This window comes from Bradyrhizobium sp. WSM2793, assembly GCF_000379585.1.
Taxonomy (GTDB): Bacteria; Pseudomonadota; Alphaproteobacteria; order Rhizobiales; family Xanthobacteraceae; genus Bradyrhizobium.
The window spans coordinates 313,446-330,453 of record NZ_KB902769.1 but is presented as its reverse complement, the minus strand read 5'-3'; the positions used below and the strand labels follow the sequence as shown (position 1 = coordinate 330,453).

The following is a 17,008-nucleotide window of genomic DNA, read 5'->3' as shown; positions in this document are numbered from 1 at the left end:
GAAAGATATGGATCGGCATGCGCTGCCTCGGCCATAGTGCGCAGCAAACAACCGGAGGATCGCCGATGACTGCCAGCCCCGTGCTGTGGACCCTCGATGAGCGTGGGGTTGCGACCGTCACGTTGAACCGGCCGGAGGTCAACAACGCCTATGACGGCGCGTTGATCGCGGGCGTGCTCGCGGCGATGGACGATCTCGGCAAAAAGCCGAATCTTCGCGTCGTCGTGCTGAGGGGCAACGGCAAGCATTTCCAGGCCGGCGCCGACCTGAAATGGATCAACGGCGTGCGGCCGCAATCGGCAGAGGCGAACGAGGCGGCCTCGCGCGCGACCTTCGAAGCCGTGCAGCGGCTGAACACGCTGCCGATCCCGACGGTCGCTTTGGTGCAAGGCGGCTGCTTCGGCGGCGGCACCGGCGTGATCGCGGCCTGCGACGTCGTGATCGCCGCGGACAATGCCCTGTTCTCGATCACCGAGGTGCGCTGGGGCCTGACCGCCGCGATCATCATCCCGCAGCTTTGCGACGCCATCGGCGTCCGGCAAGTGCGGCGTTACGCGCTGACCGGCGAGCGTTTCGGCGCTGAGGACGCCCGCCGCATCGGCCTCGTCCACGAGGTGGTGCCGCTCGCCGATCTCGAAGCCGCAGGCGCGAAGGTCGTCGAGCAGTTGCTCGCCAACGGGCCGGAGGCGATGGCCGAGACCAAGAAGCTCGCACTGGAGAGCTCGTTCGGCGGCATGGCGGTGGACGATGCCGCCTACACGCGACTCGTGCAGCTGCATTCACTCAAGCGCCAGAGCGCGGAGGCTGCAGAAGGGCTGGCCTCGTTCGCCGAGAAGCGGGCGGGAAATTGGAGTGGGGGGAAGGGCTGAGCGTCAGCAGCCGCGGCAGATGTTGTTGATGCTGCGATAGACGGCGTCGTCGTCCTGCCGCATCTGGCGCAGCGTTTCGAGTGTTTGGCCGTCATTGGCAGGCGTAACGGGCTTGCGCTTCGCCGCGAGTTCGTCCTCCTGCTGCTTGTAGCAGGCTTCACGCTCGGGTTTGGTTTGAATGAAGCGGCAGTTCTGCTCCAGGGCCGAGGCAGCGGTGGTTGAGATCGCGAGAGCGGTCAGGGCGGGCAAGGCGAATTTCAAGAGTAGCGAATCCATGCGGGCACTTCTGTCAGGTCCGTCATTCCCGGGCAACCGTCTTTTGGCGGGCGTGTAGCCCGGATGAAGCGAAGCGTAATCCGGGGCCGGTGTCCCCGCATTCCGCTGCGCTCCATGCGGGCTACGGCCCTCTCACAAATGATCCGGCCTACAGCGACGGCGCCAGTGACGTTTTCAGCAGTGTCAGCAGCGCCTGCACTGCCGCCGCATTGCGCCGCCGCTCGGGGATCGCGGCTTTCACCCACAGCTCCGGAATCGGAAAGTCGCGCAGCACCGGCTTGAGCGTGCCGTCGCGCAAGGCATCGGCCACGAGATAATGCGAGAGCAGCGCGATGCCGTTGCCGGCGATGGCGCTGCGCGCCAGCACGTGTCCCTCGTTGGAGGAGAGCAGCGGGCTGACCTGGATGCTGATGCGGCCGCGCGGTCCGTCGAAGATCCATTCCGGGCCGGTGGGCAGAAAGCTGAGGCAGCGATGCTCGACGAGATCGCGCGGATGCTTTGGCGTGCCGTGCTTCTTCAAATAGGCGGGCGATGCGCAGAGCAGCCGCTTCAGCGCGCAGAGCGGCTCGTCGACCACGCCGCCGAACGAATGCGGGAAGGCGCCGATGGCGATGTCGAATCCTTCGGTGACGGGATCGACCGGGCGATCGATCAGCACGATGTCGAGCTTCAGCTTCGGGTTCTGGGTCTGGAACGCGCTGAAGGCGTCGGCGAGCCGGGCGACGGTCAGCGAGGTCGGTGCCTTGATGCGCAGATGATCGACGAGATCGTGGCCCTTCTCGCCCATGCGTGAGAGCAGGTCGGTGGCATCGGTCACCACGCCGCGTGCGCGATGCACATAGCGCTGTCCAGCCTCGGTCAGCCGCAACTGCCGGGTCGAGCGGTGAAACAGTGCCGTGCCGATCCGCGCCTCGAGCTGCGTGACGCGTTTTGCCACCACCGAGGTCGAGACATTGAGTTTGCGTGCTGCGGCCGAGAAGCCGGCGGCATCCGCGGTGGCGAGAAAGGCTTGCAGGTTCACGAGGATGTCCATGTCGACCTTTCTCGATTTGCAAAAGCTGATCGCGTATTTTGGTGGATTGTACCTCGGTGCGAGCTAATTCATAGTCGCTCCCAAGCAAAGGAATTTGGGAAGGGACGCGCCATGCGGGCCACAATGATCGAAGAACCGGCACGCCAGGTGCCGCTCTATGGCGAATATGAAGTCGTCGTCCTCGGCGGCGGCCCGGCCGGCATCGTGGCTGCGGCTTCAGCGGCGCGCGCGGGGCGAAAGACGCTGCTGGTCGAACGCTACGGCTTTCTCGGTGGCATGGGCACCGCGGCCGGTGTCACAAATTTTTGCGGTCTGCATGGCAATGTCTACGGTCAGGCCCATCGCCTCGTGCAGGGCATGGCGTCCGAGCTGCTGGCGCGGATCGATCGGCTGAACGGCCTCAACACCCCGCATCTGATTCTCGGCAAGGTTTTTGCGCAGGCCTATGACACCGCGGCCTACAAGATCGCGGCCGATCAACTTCTCGCAAGCCACAGGGTGCACATCCTCTTCCACGCGCTCGGCGCCGGCATCGTGATGAGCGACAACAGCCGCATCGACGCGCTGATGGTCGAGACCAAGGCCGGCCGGCAGGCGGTGCGATCGGAGATTTTCATCGACTGCTCCGGCGACGGTGACCTCGCGGTCTGGGCCGGCGCCCCGTTCGAGATCGGCGACGCGCACGGCCATCCCATGTACCCCTCGATGATGCTCCGTCTCAACGGCATCGACCCCGACAAGGCCGGCGATGCCTGGCGCACCATCCCGCAATTGATGGAAGAGGCCATCGCGGCCGGCACGCATAAATTTCCGCGCAAGAGCGCCATCGTGCGGCCGCAGAAATCCGGGATCGAATGGCGGGTGAACTTTACGCAAGTGGCGCGCGAGGATGGCCATGCCATCAACGGCGTCGAGCCCGACGATCTCACCCGCGGCGAGATCGAGGGCCGCAAGCAGGCGCTCGCCGCGTACGAGTTCCTGCGCACCGTGCCGGGCTTTGAAAAATCCTACATCGTCGATTTGCCGCCGCAGCTCGGCATCCGCGAGACCCGTCGCATCAAGGGCGGCTACCAGCTCAGCGGCGAGGACGTGCTCCGCTGCGCCTCGTTCGAGGATTCCATCGGCGTCAATGGCTGGCCGATCGAGGCTCACGTGCCCGGCGACGTCGTCTTCACCTTCCCGCCGATCCCGGAATCGCGCGGCTACAACGAGCTGCCCTACCGCATGCTGGTGCCCGAAGGCGTCGACAACCTGCTGGTTGCCGGCCGCTGCGCCTCCATGACCCATGAGGGGCAGTCGGCGGCGCGGGTCTCCGGTGCCTGTTTCGTGATGGGCGAGGCGGCCGGTTCCGCCGCTGCGCTGGCGCTCTCCGGAAACCGGATCCCGCGCGAAATCCCCATTGAAAAGTTGCAGGAAACGTTGAAACAACAGGGCGCCTTCATCGGACGGGACCAGCCGGTGCCCGAGGGCCTGTAACGGACTGCAAGATAAACGACGGCGGAGGAAACGGGATGATCGGAATTGCGCGGCTCGCGGCAGCCAGTCTTTTGGCGATCATGGCAATGGGCGCAGCCCATGCCGAGGATGCGCTGAAGGCCAGGATCGGCGTGCTCCGTCTGTCGTCCTCCGCGCCTGTCTTCATCGCGCAGGACAAGGGCTATTTCCGCGAGGCCGGCCTCGAGGTGGAGCTGAAATTCTTCGACGCGGCGCAGCCGATCGCGGTCGCGACGACCTCGGGCGACGTCGATTTCGGCATCACCGCCTTCACCGCCGGTCTCTACAATCTCGCCGGCAAGGGCGTGCTGAAGGTCATCGGCGGCATGAGCCGCGAGAAAGCCGGCTATCCCCTGATCGGCTATTTCGCCAGCAACAACGCTTACGCAGCCGGATTGAAGACGCCGAAGGACCTCGCGGGTAAACGCGTGGCGATGACGCAGGTCGGCTCCTCCTTCCATTATTCGCTTGGCCTGCTCGCCGACAAATACGGCTTCAAGCTTGCGGACGTGAAGATCGTGCCGCTGCAATCGCTGTCGAATGCGGCGGCCGCACTGAAAGGCGAGACCGTCGATGCGGCGCTGCTGCCGATCTCGACCGCGCGCAAGCTCACGGACGAAGGCGGCGCGAAATTCCTGGGGTGGGTCGGCGACGAGACGCCCTGGCAGCTGGGTGCGGTGTTCGCCTCGCCGAAGACACTGACCAACAAGGCGCTGGTGACAAAGCTGCTCGGCGCACTCGCCAAGGCCGACCGCGAATATCACGACGTCATCCTCGCCGCGATGAAGGATGGCGTCGCCCCGATCAACGACAAGACCAAGCCGCTGCTGGAGATCATCGCGAAGTACACCAATCTCCCGGTCGAGCAGGTGGTCGGCAATTGCGCCTATATCGATCCCGACGGCAAGCTCGACGTGAAGAACGTCGACAACCAGATCAAATGGCTCCAGGAGCAGGGCTTTGCCGACAAGGGTTTTGACGCGAATGCGATCATCGCGAAGGACTATGTGAAGGCGGATTGATGCCCCGTACTCCCAACTATCCCCGTCACCCTGAGGTGCCCACCTTGCGGCGTGCCGCAAGGTGGGCCTCGAAGGGCGTACGGCCCGGATGCGCCTCGGCCGTTCATCCTTCGAGGCTCTCATCGCGATGCATACGCATCGCAATGCTCGCACCTCAGGATGACGGGTTGAGAGTTGAAGGTTCCCCATGGACCTGATCGCCAACCACATCTCCCACCGCTTCGGCGACCTCGCCGTGCTCGACGACGTCTCCTTCACGGTGAGCGCCGGCGAGGTGGTGGCGATCGTCGGGCCCTCCGGCTGCGGCAAGAGCACGCTGCTGTCCATACTGGGTGGCCTGCTGCAGCCGACCTCCGGCGCGCCCGAGCTGCGCGGCGCGCCGCCGGCGGACAGCCTCAATCCGCTCACCTTCGTGTTCCAGGATTTTGCGCTGCTGCCCTGGGCGAGCGTGGAGGAGAACGTTGAATTCCCTTTGCTGCACACCCAGCTCTCGGCCACGCAGCGCCGCGCGCTGGTCGACGATGCCTTGCGCCGCACCGGCCTGACCGATTTCCGCAAAACCTACCCAAAGCAGCTCTCCGGCGGCATGCGCCAGCGTGTCGGCATCTCGCGCGCGCTGGCGGTGAAGCCCGCCATTCTGCTGATGGACGAGCCGCTGTCGGCGCTGGATTCGCAGACCCGCGAACTCCTGATGGAGGATTTCGTCCGCCTGCTCGCCGATGGCGGCATGGGCGCGGTCTATGTCACCCATAATCTCGAAGAGGCCGCGCGGCTGGCCGATCGCATCGTGGTGCTGTCGCGACGACCGGGGCGCATCCGCGAGGTCGTGACCGTGCCGATGACGCGCAGCGAGCGCGGCGAAGCTGCGGCGCGCGAAAAACTGCTGGCGCTGCAGAACCAGATCTGGTCGCTGATCCGCAACGAAGCCATCGATGCCGAGCGCGAGGTCCAGCATGCTTGATCGCGCGGCGGCTGACACTGCGAAGGATAGCGCGACGCGGCGCGTTCGCTTTCGTGGCGCAGGCTTCGTGCCCGCGTCGAGCCGTTTCGGCGGCTGGATCGCGCTCGCTTTCGTCATCGCGATCTGGCAGGCGGCGGGCAGCACCGGCCTCGTCAATCCCCTGTTTCTGCCGGCGCCATCGGCGATCGCGCGCGCGATTTACCAGCTCGCGATCTCGGGCGCGCTCTGGCAGCATCTGTCGGCATCGCTGCTGCGCATCGGCGTCGGCTGGCTGCTGGGGACGGCGGCCGGCGTCGCCGTGGGCTTTGCCATCGGCTTGTCGCGGCTGGCGCGCAGTGTCGGCATCACCTTCATCTCGGCGCTGTTCCCGATCCCGAAGATCGCGCTGCTGCCGCTGTTGATCCTGTGGCTCGGCATCGGCGAAGAGCCGAAGATCGCGACGATCGCGCTCGGTGTGTTCTTCTCGACCGCGATCTCGGTCTATAGCGGCGTCGATGCGGTGCCGCGCAACCTCATCCGCATGGCGCAGAGTTTCAACGTTCCCTTCGCCACCATCGTGCGCAAGGTGGTCTGGCCCGGCGCGCTGCCCGCGATCCTCGCCGGCTTCCGCATCACCGCCTCCGTCGCGCTGCTCCTCGTCGTCAGCGCCGAGATGATCGGCGCCCAATACGGCATCGGCGCCTTCGTGCTCCAGGCCGGCAATCTGATGCAGACCGATCAGCTGCTCGCGGGCGTGGTGATTTTGTCGGTGTTCGGGTTGGCGGTCGGGAAGGTGATCGGCTGGCTGGAGCTTAGGCTGTTGCACTGGCGGTAGCCACAATCCGCGCTGCCGTAGGGTGGGCAAAGCGTAAGCGTGCCCACCATTCCTTCATGAGTCGCGAAGGCGCGTGGGCACGGCGCAAGTGCGCCTTTGCCCACCCTACGAGACCGGCGTGCCTCACGCGTTACCGCGATCCTCCCTGAACAGATCCAGCTTCTGCTGCCCGGGGCGATCCGAGAAGCTGAACAGCACGGCATCCTCATCCGCTTCGTGCGTGACCCATTGCCAGCTCGGCACCACGAACAGATCGCGCGGGCCCCATTCGAACACGGCATCGCCGATGCGGCTGCGGCCACGGCCTTCGATCGGACAGAACACGGTGGCATCGGTCGCACGATAGCGCGCGGTGTTAAAACCTTTGGGCAGCAGCTGGATGAAGGTGCCGATGGTCGGCATGGCGAAATCGCCGGTCTCGGGATTGCTGAACTTCAGCTTCAACCCGTGGCAGGCGTCCCACTCCTGGCTCGTCCTGGCTTTCTCCAGCGCCTCGCGGGTGTAGGCATAGGGATAGCTGAAGATCGGCGAGGTCTTCGAGCTCCGCTTGACGTCGACCGGCAACAGGTTGTGGCCGTAGCGGGCAAAGCTGTCGCCGGCCGGTCTCGTAATCTTCTGCTGGTCTTCCTTGGAGCCTTCGGCAAAGGAGCAGTCGAAGAACTGCACCAGCGGAATGTCGAGGCCATCCAGCCAGAACATCGGCTGATCGGTCTCGTTGGAATGGTCGTGCCAGGTCATCGACGGCGTGATGATGAAGTCGCCGGGCTCCATCGCGGTGCGCTCGCCGTCAACCGCGGTATGCGCACCCTTGCCTTCGAGCACGAAGCGCAGCGCCGACTGGCTGTGCCGGTGCGCCGGCGCGACGTCGCCGGGCACCACCATCTGCACGCCGGCATAGAGCGAGGTCGTGATCTTGGACTGGCCGCGCAGGCCGGGATTCTCCAGCACCAGCACGCGCCGCTCGGCTTCCTTGGCGGTGATCAGCTTGCCGGCCTCCGTCATGTAGTCGCGGATGACGTCGAACTTCCAGAGGTGCGGCCGGCAGGCGCTTTTCGGCTCCGGCGTGATCAGATCGCTCATCACCGTCCAAAGCGCGGTGAGATTCTCGCCGTCGATCTTCTTGTAGAACGCCTCGCGTTCCGGCGTCTTGGTCACGGCTTCCATGGCGGCGCTCCCGTTCGTTTGTTGATTGACAGTATACTGACGATCTAGGTAGCGTCAATGTGACGGATAGTGATAAGGCTGTCGTTCCGGGGCACGCGAAGCGTGAACCCGGGACCTCGAGATTCCGGGTTCGATGCCGGCGCATCGCCCCGGAATGACAAAAAGCAGGGAGGGTCCCAATGAAGCTGCACGGCTATTTCCGCTCCAGCGCCGCCTATCGGGTGCGGATCGCGCTGAACCTCAAGGGCCTTGAAGCCGAGCATCTGCCGCATCATTTGCGCAAGGGCGAGCAATGCGCGCCCGCATATCTCGCCATCAACCCGCAAGGTCTCGTGCCGGCGCTGGAGAACGACGGCGGCGCGGTGCTGACGCAATCGGTCGCGATCATCGAATGGCTCGACGAGACCCATCCCAATCCGCCGCTGCTGCCGAAGGATCCGCTGCGGCGTGCCAAGGTGAGGGCGTTCGCGCTGGCGATCGCCTGCGACACCCATCCGGTGCAGAACCTGAAAGTGCTGGGGCGGCTGCGCGAGCTTGGCTTGCCCGAAGAAAAGGTCCAGGACTGGGCCGCCTGGGTCAACCGCGAAGGGCTGTCGGCTTGCGAGACTCTGATCAAGGACGAGCCCGGCCCGTTCTGCTTCGGCGATGTGCCGACGCTCGCCGATCTCTGCCTGGTGCCGCAGCTCGCCAATGCCCGCCGTTTCGGCGTCGACGTGTCGGCCTATCCGCGCCTGCTCGCGGCAGAGGCGGCCGCAAAGGCGCTCGCCGCGTTTGCCAATGCCGCACCGGAGAAGCAGCCCGATGCCGAGTAAGCCGCCTCCGTCGATCACGATCGACGCGGTCTATGCCGCGCCGGGCTATCTGTTCCGGCGCATGCAGCAGATCGCGGTCTCGATCTTCATGGAGGAGTGCAAGGCGTTCGACCTCACGCCGGTGCAGTATGCGGCGCTGATCGCGATCCACACCCATCCCGGCATCGACGCGACGCGGCTGTCGGCGGTGATTGCCTTCGACCGCTCCACGCTCGGCAGCGTGATCGAGCGTCTCCAGGTCAAGGACTATGTCGAGCGCAAGCCGGCGCTGGAAGACAAGCGGATCAAGCTGCTTCATCTGACCAAATCCGGCGCCGCGATCCTGCGCGAGATCATCCCCGCCGTCGAACGCGCCCAGGCACGGATGCTGGAGCCGCTGAAGCCAGCCGATCGCAAGACGCTGATGGCGCTTTTGGTGCAGCTCGTCGATCTCAACAACGAGGCCTCACGCGTGCCGCTGCGGGCCGAGGATGCGCTGGAGCATCTCGGGAAGGCGGGGTGAGGAGGGGTGTGAGGCGATGTTCGCGCCCGACACTCAGATCTCGTAGGGTGGGCAAAGGCGCCCTTGCGCCGTGCCCACGATCTCTCTCCAACGATCAGAAGACGTGGGCACGCTCCGCTTTGCCCACCCCACGATTGCTGTGGTATGGGCCCCGCGTTTGCGGGGACGACAGCGAGAGTGTGGCGGCGCTGTCGCCCTGATCTGCGCTGTCATTCCCCGCGAAGGCGGGGAATCCAGTACGCCGCGGCTTCTCGGTTCAATCACAAACGCCTCTGGAATACTGGATCGCCCGGTCAAGCCGGGCGATGACAGTGGTGGTCACATCCGCAGCAGCGCCTGCCGATCGATCTTGCCCGTGCCCGTCTTCGGCAGCTCGTCGGTGAAGATCACCTCTCGCGGATATTTGTAAGGAAGCAGCTTGCCCTTCACATAGTCCTGCAGCCGCCGTGTCGTCTCGCCCGGGTTGGCCGCGCGGTTGTTCATCACCACCACCGCCTTCAGCGTCATGCGACGGTCCGGCAGCTCGGTGGCGAACACGGCGCATTCGCGAATATCGGGATGGTCGGCGAGGCACAGCTCGACCTCGAGCGGATAAACCCATTGGCCCGAGATCTTGATCAGATCGTCGGCGCGGCCGCGGAAGAAGTGGAAGCCGTCGGCGTCGCGGATGAAGCGGTCGCCGGTGTAGATCCAGCCGCCTTCGCGGATGGTTTCGGCGGATTTGTCCGGCCGGTTCCAGTACAGCGGCGTGTTGGAATCGCCACGCACCCACAAGATGCCTTCCTCGTTGTCGGCGACATCGCGTCCGTCCTTGTCGCGCAGCGCGACCTCGTAGCCGGGCACGCGCAGGCCTGCGGCCCCTAACTTCTTCTGCTCGGGCCTGTTGGAGAGGTAGATGTGCAGCACCTCGGTCGAGCCGAGGCCTTCGACGATCTCCAGGCCCGTGAGCGTCTTCCAGCCGTTGAAGACCTCCGCCGACAGCACTTCGGCGGCGGAGAGCGACATGCGCAGCGACGAGAAGTTGGTCTGTTGCGCGCCCTCGGCCTTGGTCAGGGACGTGTAGAGCGTCGGCAGGCCGAAGAACACCGTCGGGCTGTACTGCTCGATCGCTGCGAAGATCGCGGCGGGTTTCGGTTGCCCCGGCAGCAGCAGCGTTGCCGCGCCTGCCGAAAACGGGAAGGTGACGGAGTTGCCGAAGCCGTAGGCGAAGAAGATCTTTGGCACCGAGAAGCAGATGTCATCAGGCGTCAGCTTCAGCACGTTCTGCGCAAAGGCGAGCTCGCTATAGGCCATGTCGTGCTGGAGATGCACGATGCCCTTGGGCCGGCCGGTCGAGCCGGACGAGTACATCCAGAACGCCATCTCGTTGCGATGCGTCTCCGCTTCCGCCACCTTGGCCGGGAATTGCTTGAGCCAGTCCGTCGCCGCGAGCGCGCTCGGCGCGGCGTGATCGCCCGCCTCGCCATTGGCGACGATCAGCGTGCGCAGGCGCGTATCCTTGCAGGCCTCGGCATTGAAGCGTGGCGCGAATTCAGCGTCCGCCACCGCAACGCTGGCGCCGGAATCGGCGAGGTAGAATTGCAGCAAATCCGGCGGCGTCAGGGTGTTGATCAGGAGCGGCACGAAGCCGGCCCGCACCGCACCGAAGAACGCGGCCGGATAGGTCGGCGTGTCGTCGAGGAACAGCAGCACGCGGTCGCCGCGCTTCAGGCCGAGCGATGCAAAACCGTTGCCCCAGCGGCAAGCCTCGTCGCAGAGCTCGGCATAGGTCCGCGCGCCTGCCGGACCGATCAGCGCGACCCTGTCGCCACGGCCCTTGGCGAGATTGTCGAACAGCACTCGGCTGGCGTTGTAGATTTCAGGAATGGCAAAGCCGATCTCGCGCGCCCCTTCGCTGTCGGCAGGCACCTGGTCGAAGATCTCGTTGCTCATGCCTCGCCCCCGCCGTTCTTGGCAGCCTCGTAGCGCGCCATGAAGCCCGGCGACATGTGACGCAGGCGTGCATCGTCGATGCGGCCGGAGCGGGTGATGTAGCTGTAGGCGAAGTCCATCAGGTCCTGCTGCATGTGCTGGGCAAAATGCTCGTACCAGAAGGCACTGGTGCGCGCGGCGTTGACGAGCTTCTGCACCACCGGTTTTCGCGCGGCCTGGTAGCGATGCAGGGCGGTCGCAAGATGCGCATCCGATTCCAGCGCCTTGACCAGCGCGATGGCGTCCTCGATCGCGAGCCGCGTGCCCGAGCCGATCGAGAAGTGCGCTGAGTGCAGGGCATCGCCGATCAGCACCATGTTCTTGAACGACCAATGCTCGTTCCAGACCCAGGGGAAGTTGCGCCAGACCGATTTGTTGGAGACGAGGCAATGGCCGCCAAGCGTGTCCGCGAACACCTCTTCGCAGACGCCCTTGGACTGCTCGACGTCCTTGTAGGCGAAGCCATAGGCCTGCCAGGTCGCGTGGTCGCATTCGACCAGGAAGGTGCTCATGGCCGGCGAGTAGCGGTAGTGATGGGCGTTGAAGGCGCCGCGATCGGTCTTCACGAAGGTCTGCGACAGCGTGTCGAAGCGCTTCGAGGTGCCGTACCAGACGAACTTGTTGGAGGAGTAGGACAGCGAGGTGCCGAAATCTCCCTCGAAGGCGCGGCGCACCTGCGAGTTCAAGCCGTCGGCAGCGACGATCAAGTCATGGCCGTTGAGCTGGTCGATGGCATGAATCTGCGTGTCGAAGCGCGGGGTGACGCCGACGTCGAGCGCGCGCTGCTGCAGGAACCGCAGCAGCTCGAGCCGCCCGATCGAGGAGAAGCCGACCCCGTCGATGGCGACGCTGTCGCCGCCGAGGTTCAGCGTGATGTTCTCCCAGCTCTCCATGTGCGGCGCGATCGCGTCGACCGTCTCGGGGTCGTCGGCACGCAGGAACTCCAGCGCCTGGTCGGAGAACACGACGCCAAAGCCCCAGGTCGCGTCGGCCGGGTTCTGTTCGAACAGGTCGACTTGATCCTCGGGGTGACGCTTCTTCCAGAGATAGGCGAAGTAGAGCCCACCGGGCCCTCCGCCAATCACGGCGATCCGCAACGTCTGCCTCCCTAATTGACAGTATACTTACTATCTAGGGGTAGACTAATGTGCTCCGGCGTCCCGCGCCAGCGGAATTATCGGCCAGCGCAGGCGCGCCAAAGCGCATCTTCGGACACAATTTTTACGCGTGTCCGAAACCGTCAGGACCGAATCATAGCCAAACCGCGCCGGCTTGGCCATCCGCACCGTCAGACGCAGCGCTTCACGTAGACACCGTTCACCAGCACCCTGGTACAGCGCACGGCTGGAACCGGCTTGCGGACCACGACGGCCGCGTTCGGCCCGGCGCAGCCGGCGCGATAGACGCCGCGGGCGCAGACCACCGCATTGGCGTCGGTGGCCTCGAAGGTCATGGTCGCAGCGAAGGCAAGCAGTGCAGAAGCGACGAGCAGCAATGAACGCATGTGGTCCTCCCGGGCTTGTCGTGATCGAAATCGGATATCTGCAAAAGATTTGTCGTTGCAGGCGTGCGAAAATTCATGCGCACGCCGTTCGTCATTGTCGCGCTTGACGCGTGCGCCGCGTTATCTCGCCGCGAATGGGGCGAGCACGTCCTTGCACGCCGGCGACAGCGAGGCAGCCCTGTTGGAAATGCATTGAATGATGCGGCCGCCTCCGGGCGCGACGCCGGCGCAGAGCGTGCGGATGTCGGCGCCGCAGGCCGACCTCAGGATGAACAGCTCTTCGCGCGGCAGCAAGGGACGCAACACGATCACGGCTGGCGCTGCCGCCGGCGCGGCTCCCGCCGCGGGGGCTGCTGCTGCGGGAGCCGCACCCGCGGGCGCCGCCGTTGCGGCAGCGCCACCGCCGGCTGCGGCGCTCACGGCCTTTTCGCAGGCCGGTGAAACTCTGGCCTTGTTCTTTTCAAGGCATTCGAGTGCCGCCGCGCCGCCCGGCGGCACGCTGGCGCACACCTTGGGATAGTCGGCGCGGCACGCGCTCTTGACCGCCGCAACCTGCGCGCTGCTCGGCTGCTTGGCGGCAGCGGCCTTCTGCGCGGGTGCGGCAGCCGGCTTTGCCGCGGGGGCGGCATCTGCTTTCGGTGCGGCTGGCGCCGTTTCCGCCTTGGGCGCGGCCTCGGTCTTCGGCGCGGCGGGGGCAGCTTCGGTTTTCGCCGGTTCGACGGCGCGAACCGCGGTCTGGCATCCCGCCGACAGGCTGGACATGTTCTTCGCCAGGCATTGATACGCTTCGACGCCGCCGGGCGTCACGCTCGAGCAATGCGCCATGAAATCCGAACGGCATGCGGAGCGGATGGCGCTCTTCTGGGCCTCGGTCGGTGCTTGCGCGAACGCGCCTGTTGCAGTTGCGAAGAGCGCGGCCGCCAGCAACGCCTTGCGCGTCGATGCCTGTTTCAACGTGTTGAACATCTGGTGATTTCCTGCCCCGTCGGTCACGCCGACGACTTTCAAAATGTGATGTAATCGCAATCTTCGCGAGTGACGCCTCGCAAGCAGCATCATTCGCCGCTTTGACGTCACCCGCAAGTCAATTATGCCGGTGCAATTGCGCCGTCAGAGCCTGACCATGCGCTTGCCGCGGTTCTCGCCCGCGAGCAATCCGATCAGCGCCTTCGGCGTGTTCTTGAGGCCATCGATGATGTCCTCCTGCACCTTCAGCTTGCCGGATTTGACCCAGCCCTGGAGCTCGGCGAGCGCGCGCTGGCTCTCCTTCATGTAATCCATCACGATGAAGCCCTGCATGACCAGCCGCTTCACCACGATCAGCCCGGGCACGCCGCGCGGGCCGTGCGCGGAGGGCGCGCCGTCATATTGCGAGATCGCGCCGCAACAGGCGATGCGGCCGTAATTGTTCATCTGCGGCAGGCAGGCTTCGAGAATGTCGCCGCCGACATTGTCGAAATAGACGTCGATGCCCTTGGGTGCAGCTGCGCGCAGCGCCTTGAAGACCGCGCCGTCCTTGTAGTCGACGGCGGCATCGAAGCCGAGCTCGGAGGTCAGCCAGCTGCACTTGTCCGCGCCGCCGGCAATGCCGATCACGCGGCATCCTTTGATCTTGGCGATCTGCCCGACGATTGAGCCGACCGAGCCCGCGGCCGCGGAGACCACGACGGTCTCACCCTCTTTGGGCTTGCCGATCTCGAGCAGGCCGAAATAGGCGGTGAGGCCGGCGATGCCGAACACGCTGAGCAGGTGCGTCATGGGCTCGAGCTTCGGCATCTTGGTGAGATGCTTTGCCGGCACCGCGGCAAATTCCTGCCAGCCGGTGTCACCGAACACGATGTCGCCCGCCGCAAGCCCCTCGGCCTTCGAGCTGACGACCTCGGCAATGGCGCCGCCAGCCATCACGCTGTTGGCCTCGACCGCGGAGCGATAGGTCGCGCCGTGCATCCAGGCGCGGTTGGCGGCGTCGAGCGAAATGTATCGCACACGCAGCAAGGCTTCGCCGTCCTTCGGCTCCGGCACTGTGCTCTCCACCATCTTGAAATGTTCGGGGCCGAGCTTGCCGCTGGGTTTTTCGACCAGCAGAATCTGGTGATTGATGTTGCCGCTCATGGCGTTTCCCTCTTTGATTGTCTTGACGATTATTGATGCAGCCGCAGCAAACAAAACGTGCGGGCCGCATGCGTTGTGCGCTGCATGAAGGCTAGATCGCGGCGTTCCATTTCACAACGGGAACATCCTGAAAACGCGATCACACGCAAAGCGTGTTGCGTCGTTGTGATAACTGCGACATCATGAAGCGCCGGTGTACGTGGGGGTAAGCGATGTCGAACAGGTTCACGCAATACATTCTGGCCGCGATGGTGCTCGGCATCATCATGGGGTCGGCAATCTACAACTTCCTGCCCGACACGCGCGCCGACTGGGCGTCCTCGATCAACCTGATCGCCATGATGTTCCTGCGCCTGATCAAGATGATCATCGCGCCGCTGGTGTTCGCGACCCTGGTCGGCGGCATCGCGCATATGGGCTCGGGCTCCAAGCTCGGCCGCATCTTCGCCAAGACAATGGGCTGGTTCGTCAGCGCCTCCTTCGTCTCGCTGCTGCTGGGCCTGATCATGGTCAACCTGCTGCAGCCCGGCGCCAATTTCCCCGGCACGCTGCCTGCGGCGGGCCAATCGACCGGCCTGCCGGTCTCGGCCTTCTCGATCGAGAAATTCCTGACCCATCTGATCCCGACCTCGATCGCGGACGCGATGGCGCAGAACGAGATCCTGCAGATCGTGATCTTCGCGGTGTTCTTCTCGGTGGCGATGGGCGCAATGCCCGAGCGCTCCAAGCCGATCCTGGCGCTGATCGACGACATCGGCCACATCATGCTCAAGGTGACGAGCTACGTGATGCTGTTCGCGCCGCTCGCGGTGTGGGCCGCCATCACCGCGACGGTCGCCAAGAACGGCCTGCTGGTGCTCTGGAAGCTCGTCGTGTTCATGGGCGGCTTCTATCTCTCGCTGGCGATCCTGTGGACCATCCTGGTCATCGTCGGCTTCATCGTGATCGGCCCGCGCTACAGCCATCTCTTGAAGCTGGTCCGCGAGCCGCTGATGATCGCGTTCTCGACCGCGAGCTCGGAGGCGGCCTATCCGAAGACGCTCGAGGCGCTCAACCGCTTCGGCGCCTCGTCGCGGATCTCGAGCTTCGTGCTGCCGCTCGGCTATTCCTTCAATCTCGACGGCACGATGATGTACTGCACCTTCGCGGCCGTCTTCATCGCGCAGAGCTACCACATCGACATGCCGCTCGGCACCCAGCTTGCGATGCTGGCGACGCTGATGATCACCTCGAAAGGCGTCGCCGGCGTGCCGCGGGCCTCGCTCGTGGTGATCGCCTCGACGCTGGCGCAGTTCAACATTCCCGAGGCGGGCCTGTTGATGATCATGGGCATCGATACCTTCCTCGACATGGGCCGCAGCGCCACCAACGTGATCGGCAACACGCTCGCGACCTCGGTCGTAGCCAAATGGGAAGGCGAACTCGGGCCCGAGCACGAGCTCGGACCCGGCGACGTCGTGCCCGAGGATATGGTGCCGGGCGAAGTGCCCGCGATGGCCGGCCATGGGTAGGAGCGAACCATGCGCCAGACACTGGCGAGGTCACTGACCTCAGGCGGGTTGTTGCTCGCGGCATCGTTGCTCGCGACCTCCTTGTTCGCGACCTCGGCTCGCGCGCAGACCGGCGGCGAGGGGCTCAGCCCGACGCTGGCGGCCGTCAAGAAAGCGCACACGGTGCGGCTCGGCTATCGCGAGAGCTCGCCGCCGTTCTCCTTCCTCGACCAGTCGGGCCGTCCGATCGGCTACAGCCTCGAGCTCTGCGAGGCCATCGTCGAGGAGATTGGCATCGAGGTCGACGATCCCAATCTGAAGATCGATTACGTCAAGGTCACCTCGGACGACCGCATCGACGCCGTGCTGCAGAACAAGATCGACCTGGAATGCGGCTCGACCACCGCCAATGCCGAGCGCGGCAAGCGCGTCGCCTTCTCGCCCCTGATGTTCGTCGCCGGCACCAAGCTGATGGTGCCGAAGGGAGCGGCAATTTCCGGTGTTGCGGACCTGAAGGGCAGGACCGTCGTGGTGACCAAGGGTACGACGAACGAGCAGGCGATACACGCCGTCGACAAGAAGCTCTCGCTCGGCCTCAACATCGTGACCGCGCCGGATCACGAGCAGTCGTTTCAGATGGTGAACGACGGCAAGGCTGATGCATTCGCGACCGACGACATCCTGCTCTACGGCCTGATTGCGCGCCACAAGGCGCAGGAGTATTTTCGCGTGGTCGGGGACTATTTGTCCTATGACCCCTACGGCATCATGTTCAGGAAGGGCGAGCCGCAGCTCTCCGCCGTGGTCGAACGTGCCTTCCGCAAGCTCGGCTCCAACCGCGATCTCGTCCCGCTCTACAACAAATGGTTCACCGCAAGGCTTCCCACCGGCGAACGTCTGAACGTGCCGATCTCGCTGCAGCTGGAAGAGGCGTTCAGGGCGATGGACGATTCGGCGAGCGCAAATAATTAGCGTTCGTGTCGT

17 protein-coding genes are annotated in these 17,008 nt (G+C 64.8%); 9 read left to right on the top strand and 8 right to left on the bottom strand.

Features of this window, described 5'->3' with window-relative positions:
• The first annotated feature begins 65 nt into the window (after positions 1 to 65).
• The gene (locus A3AS_RS0104710) at positions 66 to 869 is read left to right on the top strand and encodes an enoyl-CoA hydratase-related protein (RefSeq protein ID WP_018316444.1); all 804 of its coding nucleotides are present in this window, start codon (positions 66 to 68) and stop codon (positions 867 to 869) included.
• A gap of 3 nt (positions 870 to 872) precedes the next feature.
• Here A3AS_RS0104710 and A3AS_RS0104705 read toward each other — a convergent pair whose 3' ends face one another.
• Positions 873 to 1,118 carry a hypothetical protein gene (locus tag A3AS_RS0104705; protein ID WP_245283144.1) on the bottom strand — a complete coding sequence of 82 codons (246 nt, stop codon included), beginning with the start codon at positions 1,116 to 1,118 and terminating at the stop codon, positions 873 to 875.
• Between the two features lie 175 nt (positions 1,119 to 1,293).
• Positions 1,294 to 2,178, bottom strand: coding sequence for a LysR family transcriptional regulator (locus A3AS_RS0104700; protein WP_018316442.1), 885 nt, complete (start codon positions 2,176 to 2,178; stop codon positions 1,294 to 1,296).
• 111 nt (positions 2,179 to 2,289) lie between these two features.
• On the opposite strand from A3AS_RS0104700, the gene A3AS_RS0104695 reads away from it, so the two are divergent.
• From A3AS_RS0104695 to A3AS_RS0104680, 4 genes are all read left to right on the top strand, one after another.
• The gene (locus A3AS_RS0104695) at positions 2,290 to 3,654 is read left to right on the top strand and encodes an FAD-dependent oxidoreductase (protein WP_018316441.1); all 1,365 of its coding nucleotides are present in this window, start codon (positions 2,290 to 2,292) and stop codon (positions 3,652 to 3,654) included.
• 35 nt (positions 3,655 to 3,689) lie between these two features.
• Positions 3,690 to 4,694: an ABC transporter substrate-binding protein gene (locus A3AS_RS0104690; RefSeq protein ID WP_018316440.1), complete on the top strand. Its 1,005-nt coding sequence runs from the start codon at positions 3,690 to 3,692 to the stop codon at positions 4,692 to 4,694.
• A gap of 187 nt (positions 4,695 to 4,881) precedes the next feature.
• The gene (locus A3AS_RS0104685) at positions 4,882 to 5,655 is read left to right on the top strand and encodes an ABC transporter ATP-binding protein (protein ID WP_018316439.1); all 774 of its coding nucleotides are present in this window, start codon (positions 4,882 to 4,884) and stop codon (positions 5,653 to 5,655) included.
• Positions 5,648 to 6,469, top strand: coding sequence for an ABC transporter permease (locus A3AS_RS0104680; RefSeq protein WP_026201672.1), 822 nt, complete (start codon positions 5,648 to 5,650; stop codon positions 6,467 to 6,469). Before A3AS_RS0104685 ends, A3AS_RS0104680 begins: the two co-directional genes overlap by 8 nt.
• Positions 6,470 to 6,592: 123 nt before the next feature.
• On the opposite strand, the gene gtdA is transcribed toward A3AS_RS0104680, so the two are convergent.
• Positions 6,593 to 7,633, bottom strand: a complete 1,041-nt coding sequence (gene gtdA / locus A3AS_RS0104675; protein ID WP_018316437.1) for a gentisate 1,2-dioxygenase — start codon at positions 7,631 to 7,633, stop codon at positions 6,593 to 6,595.
• Positions 7,634 to 7,812: 179 nt separating this feature from the next.
• Between gtdA and maiA the strand changes: the two genes are divergently transcribed.
• Entirely contained in the window at positions 7,813 to 8,445 is a 633-nt protein-coding gene (gene maiA / locus A3AS_RS0104670; protein WP_018316436.1) for a maleylacetoacetate isomerase, read from the top strand.
• Positions 8,435 to 8,947, top strand: a complete 513-nt coding sequence (locus A3AS_RS0104665) for a MarR family winged helix-turn-helix transcriptional regulator (protein ID WP_020508621.1) — start codon at positions 8,435 to 8,437, stop codon at positions 8,945 to 8,947. The genes maiA and A3AS_RS0104665 overlap by 11 nt, the downstream gene beginning before the upstream one ends.
• A 318-nt stretch (positions 8,948 to 9,265) precedes the next feature.
• Here A3AS_RS0104665 and A3AS_RS0104660 read toward each other — a convergent pair whose 3' ends face one another.
• The 5 genes from A3AS_RS0104660 to A3AS_RS0104640 all read right to left on the bottom strand — a co-directional run bounded on the left by A3AS_RS0104660 (position 9,266) and on the right by A3AS_RS0104640 (position 14,534).
• On the bottom strand, positions 9,266 to 10,879 hold the full coding sequence (locus A3AS_RS0104660) for a benzoate-CoA ligase family protein (RefSeq protein ID WP_018316434.1): 1,614 nt from the start codon (positions 10,877 to 10,879) through the stop codon (positions 9,266 to 9,268).
• Complete coding sequence (locus A3AS_RS0104655; protein ID WP_018316433.1) at positions 10,876 to 12,015, bottom strand: FAD-dependent monooxygenase; 1,140 nt, start codon at positions 12,013 to 12,015, stop codon at positions 10,876 to 10,878. The genes A3AS_RS0104660 and A3AS_RS0104655 overlap by 4 nt, the downstream gene beginning before the upstream one ends.
• 191 nt (positions 12,016 to 12,206) lie before the next feature.
• A complete protein-coding gene (locus A3AS_RS0104650) occupies positions 12,207 to 12,422 on the bottom strand; it encodes a hypothetical protein (protein ID WP_018316432.1) in 216 nt (71 codons plus the stop codon).
• 120 nt (positions 12,423 to 12,542) lie between these two features.
• Positions 12,543 to 13,388, bottom strand: a complete 846-nt coding sequence (locus tag A3AS_RS0104645; RefSeq protein ID WP_026201671.1) for a cysteine rich repeat-containing protein — start codon at positions 13,386 to 13,388, stop codon at positions 12,543 to 12,545.
• A 144-nt stretch (positions 13,389 to 13,532) separates the two neighbouring features.
• Positions 13,533 to 14,534 carry an NADP-dependent oxidoreductase gene (locus tag A3AS_RS0104640; protein WP_018316430.1) on the bottom strand — a complete coding sequence of 334 codons (1,002 nt, stop codon included), beginning with the start codon at positions 14,532 to 14,534 and terminating at the stop codon, positions 13,533 to 13,535.
• 212 nt (positions 14,535 to 14,746) lie between these two features.
• Here A3AS_RS0104640 and A3AS_RS0104635 point away from each other — a divergent pair, with 212 nt between their 5' ends.
• Both A3AS_RS0104635 and A3AS_RS0104630 read left to right on the top strand, forming a co-directional pair.
• A complete protein-coding gene (locus A3AS_RS0104635) occupies positions 14,747 to 16,045 on the top strand; it encodes a dicarboxylate/amino acid:cation symporter (protein WP_018316429.1) in 1,299 nt (432 codons plus the stop codon).
• 9 nt (positions 16,046 to 16,054) lie between these two features.
• Positions 16,055 to 16,996, top strand: a complete 942-nt coding sequence (locus tag A3AS_RS0104630) for an amino acid ABC transporter substrate-binding protein (RefSeq protein WP_018316428.1) — start codon at positions 16,055 to 16,057, stop codon at positions 16,994 to 16,996.
• The last annotated feature ends 12 nt before the right edge of the window (positions 16,997 to 17,008 follow it).